The sequence below is a fragment of the Prevotella sp. RM4 genome, assembly GCF_000701965.1.
Taxonomy (GTDB): domain Bacteria; phylum Bacteroidota; class Bacteroidia; order Bacteroidales; family Bacteroidaceae; genus Prevotella; species Prevotella ruminicola.
In genome coordinates, this window is sequence record NZ_JNKG01000009.1 from 280,689 (window position 1) to 298,308 (window position 17,620).

Consider the following 17,620-nt stretch of genomic DNA (forward strand, 5'->3'; position numbering starts at 1 on the left):
TTAGTCTTGTATTTCAAACAGGTAGTGCTGCAGAGCACCTGTCATTGATGGATACTTCTCGTTAGGAGCCTCGATATCCAAGCGCAGACCGGCTTCCTTGGCAGCCTTTGCTGTTGCTGGACCGAAAGTGGCGATAGCAATCTTGTCCTGCTTGAAGTTGGGGAAGTTCTTGGTCAGCGACTCGATTCCGGCAGGGCTGAAGAAAATCAGCATGTCGTAGTCGAAGTTCTTAACCTCTTCCTCAGTGAAATCGTTGCTCACAGTCTTGTACATGACGCACTCGGTGTGCTGCAGCTTCTTAGAGTCGAGCAGGTTGGCCAGACTGTCGGTATGTACATCGCTCAGTGGAACAAGATACTTCTCGGTCTTATGCTTAACCATGGTAGGAATCAGATCGTCGATACGACCAGTCTCACCAAAGAAGATCTTGCGCTTTCTGTACTGCACATATTTCTGGATGTACAAAGCAATAGTCTCGGTAACACAGAAATACTTCATGTCCTCAGGAATGTTGATTCTGAGCTCCTTGGCCATGTTGAAGAAATGGTCAATGGCATGACGCGAGGTAAATACGATGGCAGTGTGATCCAGGATGTTCACCTTTTGTGCACGGAAATCTTTAGAGCTGATTGCTTCGACCTTGATGAAAGGACGGAAAACCAGTTCAACACCAAACTTGTTCGCAATATCGAAATATGGCGACTTCTCACTTGTTGGCTTAGGTTGTGAAACCAAAATCTTTTTGAGCATATGTGTCCTAAATATTTATTTTCAAATTCTCAGTTATTACCAGCAATCCGCTCCAGAGCGAAATTAAAGGTATCATTTCGAGGGCACAAAAGTACAAAATATTTTGCAGAAAACCTCCTTTTTGATTAAAAAAGATAACATAAGACTTATAAAATGTGAGAATTTTAGCAAAAATAACGATAGTTGCGGTATAATAGATGGCATTTTGGAGTGAAAACTGGAAATATGCCAATAGTAATACCAATGGGAATAATGCTACCCCTTCGAGTGATGTTATGAGTAGTAATGATCCCTGGAATTGTAAATTTTCTTTCTTTGAAAAGAATACACTGTTCACTATCGAATACAATATCATTCTGCCTAACATATAAATCAGTATGCTCAATCCGTATATGAATAGCAGCGTGTATTCGGATGAGAATACAAAGGTGTTAGCCACAAAATGGTTGGTGTAGAAATAGTATAGCAGTGCATAAAGCAGACAGGTGATAAACAGGAACAGAAACTGGAATTTGATTTCGCTGCCTGTCTCGTCGAGCATTTGGACCGACTTGGATGGCGAGAAGAAATGCTTGGTCTGCTTGATGATAAATCCTGATATGCGCGATAAGGTGAATGTTATCAGCAGGAAACAGAAAATCAGAATGCCAGTAACAAAGCTGTCGTTCTGAATGGTGTAGGGGATAGGGGCGCCCGAAACGCCAATACGCTCTACATTCAGTTCCGGATGATACATCGTGTTGTTCGAGAAAAAGTTCTCGCGGTAATAGTTCGGCAAACTCACTTCCTTCAGGTCGCGAGGTATCTCTTGTCCTGGTAGGTGCAGTGTGTCAGGTCTGCTGCTGTAATGAATCTCCTTGGGTTCAAACCACTCTTGTATAGCCGAGTCCTGTTGGGCAGGCGTAGCATCTTTAGGCAACAACCGCAGCACCTCGTAGGGTGTCTGCGGTTTCGCCGTATGAACTGCCACCGTATCTCCGGGGGCAGATGTTATAGTAGTTAGGATGCTATCGTTTTGCAGCATATCTGATTACAGTCCGAACTCTTTGCGGATATCGTCTACACGGTCCAGCTTCTCCCATGTAAACAGTTCTACATTCATCGTTTTTGTTTCGTGATAATGACTGGTGAAAGTCTTCTGTACTACCTCGCACTTACGTCCCATATGTCCGTAGGCTGCTGTCTCGCTGTACATAGGCTGACGGAGCTTCAGGGTACGCTCGATGGCCTTTGGACGCAGGTCGAAGAGCTTCTCAATCTTCTTGGCAATCTCGCCATCGCTCATCTGCACGTTGCTGCGACCGTAGGTGTTTACATAGATGTTCATGGGCTTAGCCACACCGATGGCGTAGCTTATCTGTACCAGCATCTCATCAGCAACACCTGCTGCAACCATGTTCTTGGCAATGTGACGGGCTGCGTATGCGGCACTGCGGTCAACCTTCGATGAGTCTTTACCCGAGAAGGCACCACCTCCGTGTGCACCCTTACCACCATAGGTGTCGACAATGATCTTACGACCAGTCAGACCTGTATCACCGTGAGGACCACCAATCACGAACTTACCTGTTGGGTTAACGTAGTACTTGATGTCGAGTCCGAACAGGTCGAGTACCTTCTGTGAGTGAATCTGCTTCTTTACACGTGGAATCAGGATGTTGATGACATCGTCCTTGATCTTGGCCAGCATCTTCTCGTCCTCGTCGAACTCGTCGTGCTGTGTTGATACTACGATGGTGTCGATACGCTCGGGGATACCCTCGTCTGAATATTGTACAGTTACCTGACTCTTAGAGTCGGGGCGCAGGTAGGTCATTTCCTTACCCTCCTTGCGGATATCTGCCAGGGTACGCATAATGAGGTGTGCCAGATCGAGACTTACGGGCATGTAGCTCTCAGTCTCATTGGTGGCGTAACCGAACATCATGCCCTGGTCGCCAGCGCCCTGTTCGTCTTCGTTGCCGTTGTCAACACCGCGGTTGATGTCGGCACTCTGCTCGTGGATGGCACTCAGGATTCCGCATGAATCGCCGTCGAATTGATACTCTGCTTTGGTATAGCCAATGCGCTTAATTGTTTTGCGGGCCATAGTCTGCAGGTCGATGTACACATCACTGCGAACCTCACCCATGATTACAACCTGACCTGTAGTGACAAACGACTCGATGGCACAGCGTGCCTTCGGGTCGTAAGCCAGGAATTGGTCAAGTATTGCATCAGAAATCTGATCGGCCACCTTATCGGGATGGCCTTCAGATACTGATTCTGACGAAAATAGATAACTCATTCTCTCTTAATTCTAAATACTTAATTCTAAATTTTACTCTGCGGGCAGCATGATCACCTCGGCACGGTTACCCGACTTCAGAACCTCTTTTACAAAGGCACTGATGCTTTCAGGTGTCTGTGCATTTACCAGCTTCTCAAAGTTGCTGTGGAAGTCGATGCCATACTTGCGCCAGCCATTAATGATGCTCAGCCAGTAGCTGTTCTGCTTTACCTGGTCGCCATGACTCTTCAGCATGTACTCCTTTACCTTCTGCAGTTTTTCTGCATCACAGGTCTTGGCCATAGCTGTCACCTCATCGCGCAGAATCATGATGGCAGTATCTGCCTTCTCTGGCTTCATGGGGCAAACGGCAAGGATCTGAGCGATAGTCTCAAAGTCGTTGCGCTCAACGCCGGCCATTGCCTGTACGGTATAGGCGGCACTGGCATCTTCACGAATCTTCTTCAGATATTCCATGCTGAGAATCTGTCCAGCCATGTCAATTTTGATATCGTTCTCTGCTGTCATAGGAATATCTTCTGAGTACCACTGCATAACGGCAAAGGCCTTTGGTGTTTCAGCCTTCTGCTTGAAGTTGTTGATGGCAACACCCTTGAAGAGGGTTGATACCTTTGGACTCTTTACCACTTTTTTCTTGGCAGGAAGTGATGCCAGATAGGTTTCGATAAGTGGACGGATAGTGCTCTCGTCGTAGTTACCAATGATGGTGAAAGTAAAGGCAGCAGCGTTGGCTGTCTGTTCCTTGGCCATCTCGAGGATACGATCGTAGTTAACCTTAGTCAAATCGGCTGTTGTCAGCACCTTGTTGCGTGGGTTGTTGCAGGTCAGGGTGGCAGTCAGTGAATCCTGAAGTACAGCCTCGGGCTGCAGCAGACGGTTCTTCAGACTAACCTCTGTGGTCTGCATCAGGTTGTCGTACGACTTCTGGTCCTTTGCAATGTTGGTGAAATAAAGGTAAACCAACTGCAACATGGTCTCAATATCCTTTGGTGTAGAGCTACCGCTTACATTCTGGCGGTTAGTTCCGAGTGAGATAGATGCACTGGCAATCTTACCGGCAAGAGCTTTCTCGAGCTCAGTGTGTGAGAAGTTGCCCAGACCGCTGGCTTCAATCACATCGTCGAACATCTTGATGTTGGCAAAGTCTTTCTCGCCATAGAGGGCTGAACCTCCAAATCCTTCACCACGCAGCAGTACCTGATCCTTCTTGAAGTCGGTCTGCTTCAGGATAACCTTTGCACCGTTAGAGAGAGTCAGCTCGGTGTAGCCGAACTGGTCGTTCTTGGTCTCTTTCTTGATGCTACCCTTCTTAGGCATGGTGGTCATCAGTGGCTCGTCCTTTACATTGTCAACGTAGGCCTCGATCTGGGCCGAACGCGCATCGGCAATAGCCTTCTTCATGCTCTCCTCTGTAGGATATGCTGAACCCTCCTTCTCTGTGTTCATACTGAATACCACCAGGTTACTGTCGTTGGTCAGGATCAACTCCTTCATCAGGGCGTTGATGGCCTCCAGAGGCAGCACTGGAATAATCTGCTTCATGGTGGTATAGGTGTAGTCAATGCTTGGCATTGGAGTATTGTTCAGGAAGTTCTGAACACACTGATTTACAAACTGCGAATTGTAACGCTTGTCTTTGTTTGAGTACTGTTTCTCAAGCTGACTGGTGTAGTTCTGCTTGAAACGGTTGTACTCTGTAGCTGTAAAGCCGAACTCTGCAGCACGGCGTGCTTCGGTGAGGGCAGCAGTAACAGCTGCTTCAATCTGGCCGTCCTTAGGACTTAAGTCTATTTCAAAGGCATCCTTTGTGCTTGAGAGTATGTATCTGCCGTCAGCAGCTCTTGCGCTCAGGAATGGGCTCTCGGGCTTCTCGGCATACTCCTTCAAACGGTCGTTAAGCATCAAAATACATGCATCTTTCAGATAGTCGGTCAGCATGTAGGTAAGAGTACCCTTCAGTGTGTCGGGGAAAACCTCATGCTTCATCATAATCATCACCTCGTTGGTGCGCTGCTCTTTATCCTTGTCGATAACGTAAATAGCCTCGGCATTGTCGGGCACCGACTCTTTGGTAACGAGTGTGCGGTTCTCTGGCAGTACGATAGATGAGAACAGATCCTTGATCTTCTTCTCAATCTGATCTACATCTACATCACCTACTACAATGATACCCTGATTGTCGGGACGGTACCACTTCTCGTAGTATGACTGCAGGAATGGACGCTCAAAGTTGTCGATGATATCCATCAGGCCGATAGGCATACGATGACCGTACTTAGAGCCTGGATAGAGCTTGGGCAGGTCACGCTCAAGCATGCGCATGAAAGCACTGGTGCGCAGGCGCCACTCCTCATGAATCACACCACGCTCCTTTTCAATCTCTTCCTGCTCCAGCAGCAAGCCGTCGGCCCAGTCGTAGAGAATCAGCAGACAAGAGTCTACGATACCCTCACGTGTGGTGGGGACATTACTGATGTTATATACGGTTTCATCGATTGATGTGTAGGCGTTCAGGTCACCACCAAAGTTGATACCTACGCTCTCACACCAACGAATCAGCTCGTTGCCCTTAAAGTGTTTCGATCCGTTGAAGGCCATGTGCTCAAGGAAGTGAGCCAGACCACGCTGATCGTCGTTCTCCTGAATAGAACCTACCTTCTGAGCAATGTAGAACTCAGCACGGTTCTCAGGCCAGTTGTTGTGACGGATGTAATAGGTTAATCCATTGTCAAGTTTACCGATGCGTACATCGGGATCTACGGGAATTGATGGCATCTGCATCTGTGCCATCATCGCTACTGTGCCGATCAGTGTCAGCAAAATGGTCGATAGAATTTTCTTCATGTCATTTAAGTTTGGTTGTTGCATAACTGTTATCGGGTGCAAAGTTACACCTTTTTTACTTATTTGTTGCAAATTCTACGTTAAACCTACGTTAAAACTAAATTACCTACACTAATAGTCGCTTAGCAAAGTAGCGAACGGGATACCATACAGAGAGGAAACCTACAATCAATACCGTGCAGAATACCAGGATAATATCCTCGGGATGCACGCTTACGGGGTAGGCGTTAATTACAAATGTGCCGCTCGATGAGCCTAAGGCCACAATGCCGTATTGCTGCTGAAGCCAGCACAGGGTCAGACCAATGACGATACCTAAGATGGCACCGATGGCTGAGATCATACGACCCTCGAACAGGAAGATGTGAACAATCTGCTTGTCGCTTGCGCCAAGGTTACGCAGGGTAACTACATCGTCTTTCTTATCGATAATCAGCATCGACAGCGAGCCGATGATGTTAAAGCAGGCCACCATCAGAATGAAGGTCAGGAAGATATAGGCAATCAATTTTTCAATCTTCATAATCTTGAAAGTGTCGTCCTGCTGCTCAAAACGGTCTTTTACAACGAACTTGGTGCCACACAGTTGCTTAATCTGATCTTTCGTCTTGTCGAAGTTGCTGCCTGGCTTCAGGCGTAGCTCGAGCGACGAGAGCATGCCCTGCTGTCCGAAGATACGACGGGCGAATGCGATGCTGGTCAGGATGTAGTTCTTGTCATAGCGCGACTGCTTTACGTTGAACAGAACACCGGGTGAGTAGAGCTCATCTTCCTCGAATGCCTCGTCGGGGTTGGTCATGTCTAACTGGCCTTCGCGTCGTGGGGCATAAATATGGATAGGCTCTTCGTAGGTGTAGCCTGTGCCTAACGTCTCGGCCAGTCGGATACCTAAGGTGCCGTAGTCCATATCGGCAGCATGCAAGCTGAAATCGCCATCGCCCACCAGAATCTCGTTGATGTGGGTAAGCTGGGCAAAGTTGTCGTCAACACCTTTGATTACCACCATCGCCTGTCTGCCACGATAGATGGCCAGTGCCATGTCCTCTACGCTCTCGGTAGCCACCTCAATCTCGGGCAATTGTCTGATTTCTGTCAGAATCGGGTCGTCGGCAGCTACGGTCTTTCCTTCGGCAGGCACCACTTTCAGCTGCGGGTCGAAACTGGTAAAGAATGTTGCTACCAGATCGTGGAACCCATTAAACACTGATAGTGTGACCACCAGCGCCATCGTAGCTACGGCCACACCAATCACAGAAATACCACTAATGACGTTGATGGCATGAGTGGATTTCTTTGAGAACAGGTACCTGCGGGCAATAAAGAAAGGAAAGTTCACCTTTTTACTTTTTCAAAAGTTCGTCGATGTGCTCAATATAGTCGAGCGAGTCGTCGATAAAGAATCGCAGCTCTGGGATGATACGCATCTGGTTTCTTACGCGAGTGCCTAACTCGTAGCGTATCTGTTTGGTATTGGCATTGATGTTGGCCAATATCTCTTCGCCCTTCTCGCTGGGGAATACGCTCAGATAAGCGGTGCAGATACTCAGATCGGGTGAAATCTTGGTACGTGTAACCGATATCATCACGCCGTGAGTAGCACGCGTCTGCTGCTGGAATATCAGCGAGAGCTCCTTCTGCAGCAATCTCGCAATCTTGTTTTGTCTTGTCTCTTGCATCTCTAAAATCTTAATTCTAAATATCTTTTTTTCTTATCAGTGTCAACCCGTCTCTCAGTGGCAGTATCACCTGCTCTACGCGAGCGTCGCGGGCTAAATAGTCGTTAAATGTCTCAATGCCTTGGGTTTGTCGGTCCTTATCGTAGGCATGGTCTATCACATGTCCGTCCCAAAGTGTGTTGTCGGCCAGTATAAAACCGCCGGGCTTCAGTATGCTCATCACCATCTCGTAACAGTCTCGATAGGTGCGCTTATCACCATCCATAAAAGCCATATCAAAGGCTATGCCTAACTTGGGGGCCTCTTGTAACGCATCGCCAATGATGAACTCTATCTTATCACCCACACTCGAACCTTCTATCCACGGACGGGTAAAGTCCTCCATCTCGTCGTTAATCTCGAAGGTATATAGGCGTCCGCCTTCGTCCAACCCCTCTGCCATCGATATAGCGCTGTAGCCGCTAAAGGTGCCTATCTCTAAGATGCTCTGGGGGCGAATCATCTTCACCAGCATCTTGAGCAGTCGGCCTTGCAAGTGGCCGCTCGCCATACGTCCATGAATGGTATGTATGTGGGTGGCGCGCCATAGTCGGTACAGGTAGTCGGGCTCTGGCTCCGTATGCTGCAGGATATACTCGTCGAGCGTCATCCCTTCAGAGCTTCTATGGCCAAACGGTACGAGTCGAGACCGAAGCCGAGAATTACACCTTTGCAGGCGCATGAAATCATCGACTTATGACGGAACTCCTCGCGCTGGTGCACATTCGAGATGTGAACCTCGATCACAGGTGCCTTGAGCGAACGGATACAGTCCTGCAGAGCTATAGAGGTGTGGGTGTAGGCGCCAGCATTCAGAACAATGCCGTCGTAGCTAAAGCCAACCTCTTGCATCTTGTTAATCAGCTCGCCCTCTACGTTGCTCTGATAGTACTCGATGTCGATGTCGACAAAGCGCTTACGCAACTCAGGCAGGTATGCGTCGAACGACGACGAACCATAGATGCCTGGCTCTCTCTGGCCCAACAAGTTCAGGTTCGGACCATTGATAATCAGAATCTTCATTTTTGTAACTTTGTATTAATACGGCTGCAAAGTTACAAATATTTTTCTATATATTAGAAAAAAATACTAACTTTGCACCAAATTTGTGCAAATGATTGACCAAAAGGGTATTGTAAAGGCTTATGTACGCTATCTGAAGCTGCAACGTAATATGTCGGGTAATACGCTCGATGCCTATCAGCGCGACTTGCGTAAATTGCTTGACTATCTCGAACATGAGCAGCTTGCTATAAACGATGTGACGTTAGCCGATTTGGAACATTTCTCGGCCAGTTTGCATGATATCGGCATTCATCCTCGTTCGCAATGTCGCATTCTGAGTGGTATCCGTAGCTTCTTTAAGTTTGTACAGTTGGATGGCTATCGTGATGATGATCCTACCGAACTGTTGGAGTCGCCACAGATTGGCGACCATCTGCCCGAGGTACTCACTACGCAGGAGGTAGATCGTCTCGAAGAAAGCATCGACCTTTCCAAATGGGAGGGCCATCGCAATCGTGCCATCATTGAGGTGCTCTTTTCGTGTGGCTTACGTGTCAGCGAGTTGGTAAATCTTAAACTTTCCGATCTTTATCTCGACGAAGAGTATGTGCGTGTGCTGGGTAAAGGCTCCAAGGAACGTTTGGTGCCTATCTCGCCCAAAGCCATTCAGGAGTTGGGGTACTGGTTTGATGATCGCAACCTGATGAAGATAAAGCCTGGCGAGGAAGACTATGTGTTCTTGAATCGTCGAGGCTCCCACCTCACTCGTACCATGATTCTCATCATGATCAAAGCCCAGGCCAAGGAAGCCGGTATCCAAAAGACCATTTCTCCTCATACCTTACGTCACTCCTTTGCCACCGCATTGCTCGAAGGCGGCGCCGATCTCCGTTTCATCCAAGCCCTCTTAGGCCACGAAGATATCGGTACGACAGAAATCTATACCCACATAGATACTTCAACCCTAAGACAAGAAATCTTAGAGCATCATCCACGAAATAAGAAAACTAACCTAAAGTGATGTTATCTACCTCTACGGGTTCGTGGAGGAAGATTTGGGCTTGTTCCTTGAACTTGTTGGGGTTCTCGGTGGTGAGGTAGTGTACACCTGCACCTTTTGAGCATTTAGCTTCGATATTTGGATGGCGCTCCAAATATTGTTTCAAACTCTCGGCTACGTATTCGCCTTGGGGTACAACGCGTACTCCTGCGGGCAGATACTTCAGAATCTTAGGCATCAATAAGGGATAATGGGTGCAGCCTAAGATGATGGTATCGATGTCGGGATCCTTACGCGTGATTTCGTCGATACGCTTCTTGACGAAGTAGTCGGCACCTGGTGAGTCGGCCTCGTTGTATTCTACCAATGGAACCCAGAATGGACAGGCCACGCCTGATACCTTGATGTCTGGGAATAGCTTGTGAATCTCAAGGTCGTAGCTCTCACTCTTGATGGTTCCTTCGGTGGCTAAAACGCCAACATGCTTGGAAGTGGTAAGATCGCCAATCACCTCGGCTGTAGGACGGATGATACCCAACACGCGACGTTCGGGATCAATCTTTGGAAGATCGTTCTGCTGGATGGTGCGTAGTGCCTTGGCTGAGGCTGTGTTACAACCTAAGATAACCAGGTGGCAACCCATCTCAAACAGTTTTACTACGGCTTGGCGTGTAAACTCATAAACCACGTCGAACGAACGTGGTCCATAAGGCGCACGGGCATTGTCGCCCAAATAAAGATAATCGTATTCGGGAAGCAGTTGACGGATGCCATGCAGGATGGTGAGTCCGCCGTAACCGCTATCAAAAATACCAATTGGTCCTGGATTACTTGAGAGCATCCTTAACTATTTCGTTGATATCTTCGCCCAGAGCGGGATTGATGAATGGGCAGGCATCGCTGTCGGTATTGACAATGAGTGCCAGACCACGTTGCTGGGCAATGGCGCTAAGCGTCTCGTTAAGACGAGTCTTGAGGGCATTCATTGCCTCTTTCTCAGCGGCTTCAAGCTCCTTTGTGCTCTTGTTCTTAAACAAGATGTTCTGCTGCATCAGCTCCTGAAGTTCTGACTGGCGCTTCTGCAGAATGCTTTTAGGGAAGTCGCGCTGACCATCAAGAAATTCCTCGTACTTCCTGTTGAATTCGTCTTCTACACGCTTGGCCTCTGCCTGATACTTGGCTTTGAGGTCGGCCATCTGCTGCTGAACCAGCGCGTAGTCGGTCATCGACTGGATGGCAGCCTGATAGCTCAGGTAGCCAAACTTGATGGATGATGTGGCGTCGCCCTGTGCAAATGCGTTGAGCGATACGAATGCCACAAGAAGTACGAGGAATCGTTTCATGATGTTATAATTTGGTAGTTATACTTTCGAATTACTTCAAACCTAACTTTGTCTTAACCTGAGCAGTTACATCGGTAGAGAGGGTAGTGCTGATGTAAGGCAGCGAGTTGTTCTCCATGATGTAAACATACTGACCAGCCTGACCTACGGCCTTGATAGCATCAAGAATCTTGGTCTGGATAGCCTGCATCTTCTCAGCCGAAGCCTTCTGCAAAGCCTGCTGGTTGTCCTGGTAGCTCTGCTGAATCTTCTGATACATATCCTGCAGCTCCTGCTGACGGCGCTGCTTGATGTTCTCGGGCAGTGAAGCCTGCTCCTTCTCGAAAGCCTCACCCTTCTTCTGCAGTTCGTCCTGCATGCTCTTCAGGTCAGCCTCATACTGGTCCTGCAGTGCCTTAATCTCGTTCTGAGCCTTAGTAAACTCAGGCATGGCCTGCATAATCTCCTGGGTGTTCACATGGCCGAACTTACCCTGTGCATTGGCGGTAGTGAAACCGCAGATAGCGCAAAGTGCGCAGATAATCAATTTTTTCATATTACTTATTGTTTTTAATTATTATTTTTTCAATTATCAATTCTCAATTAGTTAGCGTATCCCAACTTACGAAGCACCTCTGACGAGATGTCAATCTTGGGCGAACTGAAGATGATACCGGCATCGCTGGCACGATCGAGTACCAACTGATAGCCTCGCAGTTCTGCTATATCTTTAATCACGTTGTAAACCTCTTCCTGTATGGGGTTCATCAAGGCGGTACGCTTCTTAAACAGCTCGCCCTCTGGACCGAAGTAGTGCTTCTTCAGCTCGGCAGCCTGCTTCTCCTTGTCAACGATAGCGTCCTGCTTGGCTTTCTTCTGCTCCTTCGAGAGGAACACCACCTCGTTCTGGTAGTTCTTATAAAGTGTCTGGGCTTCGGCATTCAGAGCGTCAACCTCAGCCTGCCACTGCTTTGATACCTGACCTAACTGCTCGTTGGCACGCTCGTAGGCTGGGATGTTCTTCAGGATGTACTCCATGTCGATCACTGCCACCTTCTGGGCGTTGATACTTGTGAAACCACAGATTGCGCAGATTGCGCAGATAATCAATTTCTTCATAACTGTATAATTTAGAATTCCTGACCGAGAATGAAGTGGAAGTTGCTTCCGCCCTTCTTCTGTGCACCATACTGGCTGGTGTAAACATTGTCGAAACCGTATGCCCAGTCGATACCCATCAAACCAACCATAGGCAGGAAGATACGAACACCGAGACCTGCCGAACGCTTCATCTTGAATGGGTTGAAGTCCTTGGCGTTGGCCCAAGCGTTACCACCCTCCAGGAAGCCCAGTCCGTAGATAGTGGTGTTACCCAGCATGAATGGGTAGCGCAGCTCGAGTGTGAATCGGTCGTAAGCGTAAGAGTTGTAAGATGAGATGGTACCACCCTTCATCATGGTCTCGTAGGCTGAAGAGTAAGAGAGTGATCCATTCTCGTATCCGCGCAGTCCAATGGTCTCTTCCGAGTAGCCGTATGAGTATCCGCTCATACCGTCACCACCCACGTAGAAGGTCTCGAATGGTGAGCGCTTATTGCTGTTGTAGCTGCCTAACAGTCCCATCTCTACACGGGTCATCAGCACAAAGCACTTCTGACCGCCTGTGAGGGCTGTAAAGGTGCGACTCTTAAACTTCCACTTGTGGTACTCAATCCAGCGATAAACGTCCTGCAACTCGTCCTCGTAGGTAGCCGAGTTAGAGTTCTTGGCCAGATTAGCATAGTCCTTATTGTCGAAGAGCGACCAAGGTGGTGTAACGGTTACCGATGCCATGAACTCTGAACCACGACGTGGGAACAGCTGGTTGTCGGTAGATGTACGACTCAATGTCAAACCAAGGTTGATATTGTTACAGTTACCGTTGTGGATGTAGAAGTAGCTCCAGTCGCGCAGCATGTAGCGTGAGAAACCGAGCTGTGCCGACAGTTGGAAGTAGTCGTCGGGCCAGCGCAGACGCTTACCCCATCCTAACGATGCACCGAATACGGTCATGGTCTTATCATCGTCGAGCATCGACTCATAGTTGTAATAGTAATTATTGTATGAGCCGTAGCCACCGCTGTACATGTAGTAGTTGTTGTAGAATGAATTGTTACGGTAGTAACTTGAGATGTCGCTCTGCTTAGAGTAGAACACACCTACATTCAAACTGTTAGGACGCTTGCCACCAAACCAGTTGGTACCGTAGTTGGCACTCAGTGAACTATAGTAGCTACCGTTGGTCTGGAAGCTGAAACCCAGCTGCTCACCATCGCCATAAGGCAGAATACCGCGGTGCAGTTTGTTCTTACCAAACAGGTTACGGATAGAGAAGTTGTTGAACTTGATACCAATCTTACCGATGATACCGGTCTGTCCCCAACCTAATGAGAATTCCAACTGGTCGTTACTCTTCTGCTCCAGGCGCCAGTTCACGTCAACCGAACCATCCTCAACGTTTGGCTTGATATCTGGAACAACCTTTTCAGGATCAAAGAATCCCATTGATGCGATATCACGTACCGAACGTGTCAGTGCCTCCTTGTTGAACAGGTCGCCTGGCTTGGTGCGCAACTCACGACGTACCACCTCTTCGTACAAACGGTCGTTACCATAGATACGGACATGGTTCAGGTGAGCCTGAGGACCCTCAGTTACTCGCATCTCGATATCGATAGAGTCTCCGTCGATGTTTACCTCAACAGGGTCGATATTCGAGAAAACATAACCGTTGTTATAGTAATAGTTACCAGCGGCATCCTCGTCTTCACGCAGGCGCTTGTCGATGTGCTTCTGGTTATATACATCACCCTTCTTCATGCCTAATACGGCATTCAGGTAGTCGGTTGTAACCACAGTGTTACCTACCCATGTGATATTGCGTACAAAGTATTTCTCACCTTCGTCGATCTTTACTAAGATGTTTACGTGCTTGTCGTCGCAAGGATAAACCGAATCCTCGACGATGGTTGCATCGCGGAAACCTAACTCGTTATATTTGTCGATCAGAGCCTGCTTTGCCTCCTTATAGCGCTCGTCGGTAAACTTCTTGGCCTTGAAGAAGTTGGTAAACTTACCTGCTTCGTGAATCTTTCCGAAAGCACCCTTGCCAAACAGCGAGCCTTTAATCTTGCCAGTCTTCAGCTTGTCGTTACCCTGGAACACCAGCTGGCGTACCTTCATCTTGTCTTTCTTGTCGATGTTTACGTCAAGTGTTACCTGTCCAGAGGCGTCCTCATGCTGTATGATGTCGATCTCGGCATTCTTGTAACCCTTGTCGTCGAAGTATTTCTTAGCCAAGATCTTGGCACGGTCGATGATGTTACGAGTCAAACTCATACCCTTAACCATACCCAGCTTAGCCTCCATATCCTCGCGCTCGGCCTTTTTGATACCGTTGTAGTTGATGGTCTTGATACGTGGACGCATACCTAAGTGAATGCACAGGTAAATCTTGTTGCCAACAATCGAGTCGGCAGTAATCTGAACCTTCGAGAACAGTCCGTTACGCCAGTAGCGCTTTACGGCTTCGGTAATCTGCGAACCGGGTACCTCAATCTCCTGACCTACTGTCAGTCCCGAGAGACCAGCTAATACATAATCCTCGTATCCCTCAACACCCTCAACTGCGATACCACCGATTTCGCAGGTACGAGGTGTACCGGCGTACGAGATATCAGGGTTTACAATCTTATCCTGAGCAGAAGCAGTGAAAGGTAAAAAGGTTAAAAGGCAAACAGGTAAGATACCTTTCACCAGTCCTTTCACCTTATTTATAATATATATATAAGTCACTTTCTTTTTTACTTTATTACTTTCTTACCTTTTTACTTTTTCTCTTCGGCCTCTACCTGTGCCTCTGTCTTGCCGAATCTGCGCTGGCGGCTCTGGTAACTATAGATGGCCTTATGCAGGTCCTCTTCCATAAAATCGGGCCAGTATGTATCGCAGAAGTAAAGCTCTGAGTAGGCAATCTGCCACAACAGATAGTTTGATATACGAATCTCACCACCAGTACGGATCAGCAACTCTGGATCGGGCATGAAATTAGTCCACAAACGTTCGTTGATGGTCTCCTCGGTAATGCTGTTTACATCCAGTTTTCCTTCCTTTACCTCCTGAGCAATCTGCTTGGTAGCTGTGGTCAGCTCCAGCTTCGATGAGTAGCTCAGTGCTACTACCATGGTCATGGCGTCGTTCTTGGCAGTATGCTCCTCGGTCTCGGCCAACTTCTTGTTTACGGCATCGGGGATACGTGAACGGTCGCCCACCACGCGGAAGCGTACGTTATTCTTCATGAAGATCTCGTCCTCAAGCGATGTGAGTACCAGTCCCATCAGGGCTGCAACCTCGTCGGCTGGACGATTCCAGTTCTCCGTAGAGAAGGTGTATAGCGTTAAGAACTTGACTCCCAGTCGGGTACACTCAGAAGTGATGCGGCGCACTGCGTCTACACCTGCCTGGTGGCCAAAACTACGGTCTTTACCACGCTCCATGGCCCAACGTCCATTACCGTCCATAATGATGGCAATGTGCTGGGGAATCCTGTTCATGTCTAAAAGTTCCTTCATATATCTTAATATCTATCGTTGTTACACGTTTTGCATTTCTCCCAAAGGTCGTAGGTTAGTGCTATTTGTAGCACGCTGTAGCCATCGGTGTTCTTAAACAGACCGCTGCTCTTAATGCCTAAGGGATCCTTACTGCCGTCCAGCTTGTCGCTCAGCGTAAAACGCATGGCCCACTCAGCTGTCAGGTTCAGTCTGTTGCCTATTTTATATTTTATGCCTGCGCCTATTGGCAGGTTCATCGTTGCTCCTTTCTCTGGTCCGCCATAAAAGCTTGCGCCTGCACCTATGGTGATAAATGGTGTAAAGCGCCTTGCGCCTCGGTATTCATAACCTGTTCCATACGGCCAGAAGTTGTATTCCAATCGTACGTCAGCCTCGGTTACATTGTGACTGAACTCGTAGCCATTGGTTATTGTTTCGGCTTTGCCTTTCAGTTTGCCTGTGCCTAAATCAAAGGCTATGGCCACACGTGGATCCAGTCGGTATTTGGCTACTAATGCCAGCCAAGGCTGCATTCCTTTCAGTGGATTGCTGTTGTAGTCGCCTACATAGCTTACCAAGCCTACACCGGCACCTATCTCCATCTTGTACTCAGGCTCGTCCTGAGCAGAGGCGGCCATCGTTATGGCCAGTGCGAAGATTACTGCCAGCAGCTTTTTCACTGTTATTCAATAATAAGGCCTCGCCATACTTCACCGGTATCCTTGCCTACCAGCCAGAGATAGCCGTTGTCGTCGGTGATGGCGGTGAGATTATTGGTGCCCAAAGCATCGGGTAATGTATATTTCGTTGTCGTTTTCCAGGTGATGCCCTGATCGCGACTTACGTAAATGTTCTTGTCGTTGCCGATAGCCAGAACCACGTTGTTAAAGCGTACCAGGTTCAGGTTCTCCATCTTAGGCAGATAGTAACCGCTGTATTCCTCGATAGGAATGAGCACCCATCTTGAAGGCAGACTGTTATGGGCATATTCTGCTATCTTGCGCCATACCATACAAGCTTTATCGCTCTTGTCGTTGGTGCCTATCAGCATCTGGTAATCGGTAGAATCGTTGGCAGCAAAGGCCCACGATGCAAAGGCGATATTATCTGTTGGCAGCCAGGCTGCATCATCGTCGAGCATATCTGCAGCCCATGTGTCGCCGTTGTCCTTACTTACCATCAGCATACCGTCGGTGCCAAATGCATATCCCTCGGCTGTGCCATAGCCTAACAACTGTTTCATACCTGCTGCAGCAGCTTTCTGTTCCCAAAGGGCTTTCTTAGCATCGGTAGGCAGGTCGGCAGCAGTCTTCTGCTCCCAAATCATCTTATTTGTCTCGGCCTGGTGTACGTTGATTGATACAGCATAAGTGCGATAGCTGTTACCGCTCTGTGCGTATACACGCAGGTCTTTCAGCTTGGTAAAGTCGATCGAGTCGGTACTGCTGTAGTAGAGCAGTGAGTCTTCGCCGTTCTTATCTGGGTAGTTTACTACCACCGTACCAGAGTTAAGGCTGCTGATTGTGGCCAGAACGTGGTTCAAGTCAACATCCGATGGCAGCGAGTCGGTATTATATATCTTGCGCTGTGCCTGATCGATGGTGAATACAACAGGGTCGCTCAACGTTTTCTTGTAAACAGAATCCGCACCTGCCGAAGTTGTGGTATGTACATAACGATTTACACACGACAGCTTGAACTGTGTAATAGCCGTGTTGTTGTAATACTGGGTGGTGTCGTTGTTCTCGTCCTTCAGGCACGAAGTCATCAGCAGGGCACCCGCCAGCATCATGCAAAGCGTAGAAATATATCTTTTCATTGAGTCAATAATCTCTATTTTGTTCAATTTGGCTGCAAATTTACGCACATTTCTGCAAAAATGAGCACATTTCTACTTATAATTAATGAAAATATGCCATAATTTGACCGATTTTAAGTTAGTTTAGGGTTTTAATACCAAAAAGAGCGCGGTATGAATCACTCACCCCGCACTCAATTCAACGTATGTTAGTATGCATGAGCGTATAAATGCTCAGGCCGGCAGATAATCCAACCGTTACTAACATAACAGTTGTTTGAAAATCTAATAACATAATCTTTTAC

At 47.9% G+C, this 17,620-nt stretch carries 17 protein-coding genes; 1 reads left to right on the forward strand and 16 read right to left on the reverse strand.

Features of this window, described 5'->3' with window-relative positions:
* The 8 genes from T499_RS0109210 to aroQ all read right to left on the reverse strand — a co-directional run bounded on the left by T499_RS0109210 (nucleotide 1) and on the right by aroQ (nucleotide 8,622).
* Nucleotides 1-750: a uroporphyrinogen-III synthase gene (locus tag T499_RS0109210; RefSeq protein WP_013063921.1), complete on the reverse strand. Its 750-nt coding sequence runs from the start codon at nucleotides 748-750 to the stop codon at nucleotides 1-3.
* A 7-nt stretch (nucleotides 751-757) separates the two neighbouring features.
* Complete coding sequence (locus T499_RS0109215) at nucleotides 758-1,774, reverse strand: DUF4271 domain-containing protein (protein WP_013063643.1); 1,017 nt, start codon at nucleotides 1,772-1,774, stop codon at nucleotides 758-760.
* Nucleotides 1,775-1,780: 6 nt separating this feature from the next.
* Entirely contained in the window at nucleotides 1,781-3,037 is a 1,257-nt protein-coding gene (metK, locus tag T499_RS0109220) for a methionine adenosyltransferase (protein ID WP_013064279.1), read from the reverse strand.
* Nucleotides 3,038-3,070: 33 nt separating this feature from the next.
* Complete coding sequence (locus T499_RS0109225; RefSeq protein ID WP_033150807.1) at nucleotides 3,071-5,884, reverse strand: M16 family metallopeptidase; 2,814 nt, start codon at nucleotides 5,882-5,884, stop codon at nucleotides 3,071-3,073.
* Nucleotides 5,885-5,990: 106 nt separating this feature from the next.
* Entirely contained in the window at nucleotides 5,991-7,220 is a 1,230-nt protein-coding gene (locus T499_RS0109230) for an FtsX-like permease family protein (RefSeq protein ID WP_033150738.1), read from the reverse strand.
* Between the two features lie 4 nt (nucleotides 7,221-7,224).
* Nucleotides 7,225-7,560 (reverse strand): 30S ribosome-binding factor RbfA, encoded by a 336-nt coding sequence (gene rbfA, locus T499_RS0109235; RefSeq protein WP_028906624.1) that lies wholly within the window; start codon nucleotides 7,558-7,560, stop codon nucleotides 7,225-7,227.
* Nucleotides 7,561-7,576: 16 nt separating this feature from the next.
* On the reverse strand, nucleotides 7,577-8,209 hold the full coding sequence (locus T499_RS0109240; protein WP_033150739.1) for an O-methyltransferase: 633 nt from the start codon (nucleotides 8,207-8,209) through the stop codon (nucleotides 7,577-7,579).
* Nucleotides 8,206-8,622, reverse strand: a complete 417-nt coding sequence (gene aroQ, locus T499_RS0109245) for a type II 3-dehydroquinate dehydratase (RefSeq protein ID WP_033150740.1) — start codon at nucleotides 8,620-8,622, stop codon at nucleotides 8,206-8,208. The genes T499_RS0109240 and aroQ overlap by 4 nt, the downstream gene beginning before the upstream one ends.
* 91 nt (nucleotides 8,623-8,713) lie before the next feature.
* Here aroQ and xerD point away from each other — a divergent pair, with 91 nt between their 5' ends.
* Nucleotides 8,714-9,625 carry a site-specific tyrosine recombinase XerD gene (xerD, locus tag T499_RS0109250; RefSeq protein ID WP_033150741.1) on the forward strand — a complete coding sequence of 304 codons (912 nt, stop codon included), beginning with the start codon at nucleotides 8,714-8,716 and terminating at the stop codon, nucleotides 9,623-9,625.
* On the opposite strand, the gene murI is transcribed toward xerD, so the two are convergent.
* Genes murI through T499_RS0109290 form a run of 8 tightly spaced genes read right to left on the reverse strand, consistent with a single transcriptional unit; the run spans nucleotide 9,612 to nucleotide 17,336 of the window.
* The gene (gene murI / locus T499_RS0109255; RefSeq protein ID WP_033150742.1) at nucleotides 9,612-10,445 is read right to left on the reverse strand and encodes a glutamate racemase; all 834 of its coding nucleotides are present in this window, start codon (nucleotides 10,443-10,445) and stop codon (nucleotides 9,612-9,614) included. The two genes, xerD and murI, sit on opposite strands and share 14 nt — an antisense overlap.
* Nucleotides 10,432-10,947, reverse strand: coding sequence for an OmpH/Skp family outer membrane protein (locus tag T499_RS0109260; protein WP_033150743.1), 516 nt, complete (start codon nucleotides 10,945-10,947; stop codon nucleotides 10,432-10,434). Before T499_RS0109260 ends, murI begins: the two co-directional genes overlap by 14 nt.
* A 31-nt stretch (nucleotides 10,948-10,978) precedes the next feature.
* On the reverse strand, nucleotides 10,979-11,482 hold the full coding sequence (locus T499_RS0109265; protein ID WP_013065299.1) for an OmpH/Skp family outer membrane protein: 504 nt from the start codon (nucleotides 11,480-11,482) through the stop codon (nucleotides 10,979-10,981).
* 47 nt (nucleotides 11,483-11,529) lie between these two features.
* On the reverse strand, nucleotides 11,530-12,045 hold the full coding sequence (locus T499_RS0109270) for an OmpH/Skp family outer membrane protein (RefSeq protein ID WP_013063167.1): 516 nt from the start codon (nucleotides 12,043-12,045) through the stop codon (nucleotides 11,530-11,532).
* An 11-nt stretch (nucleotides 12,046-12,056) separates the two neighbouring features.
* Nucleotides 12,057-14,732: a BamA/OMP85 family outer membrane protein gene (locus tag T499_RS0109275; protein ID WP_157054585.1), complete on the reverse strand. Its 2,676-nt coding sequence runs from the start codon at nucleotides 14,730-14,732 to the stop codon at nucleotides 12,057-12,059.
* A gap of 59 nt (nucleotides 14,733-14,791) precedes the next feature.
* Complete coding sequence (locus T499_RS0109280; protein WP_033150744.1) at nucleotides 14,792-15,535, reverse strand: isoprenyl transferase; 744 nt, start codon at nucleotides 15,533-15,535, stop codon at nucleotides 14,792-14,794.
* 5 nt (nucleotides 15,536-15,540) lie between these two features.
* Nucleotides 15,541-16,197 (reverse strand): type IX secretion system protein PorG, encoded by a 657-nt coding sequence (locus tag T499_RS0109285; protein WP_033150745.1) that lies wholly within the window; start codon nucleotides 16,195-16,197, stop codon nucleotides 15,541-15,543.
* 2 nt (nucleotides 16,198-16,199) lie between these two features.
* Nucleotides 16,200-17,336, reverse strand: coding sequence for a DUF6242 domain-containing protein (locus T499_RS0109290; protein WP_157054577.1), 1,137 nt, complete (start codon nucleotides 17,334-17,336; stop codon nucleotides 16,200-16,202).
* Between the last annotated feature and the right edge of the window lie 284 nt (nucleotides 17,337-17,620).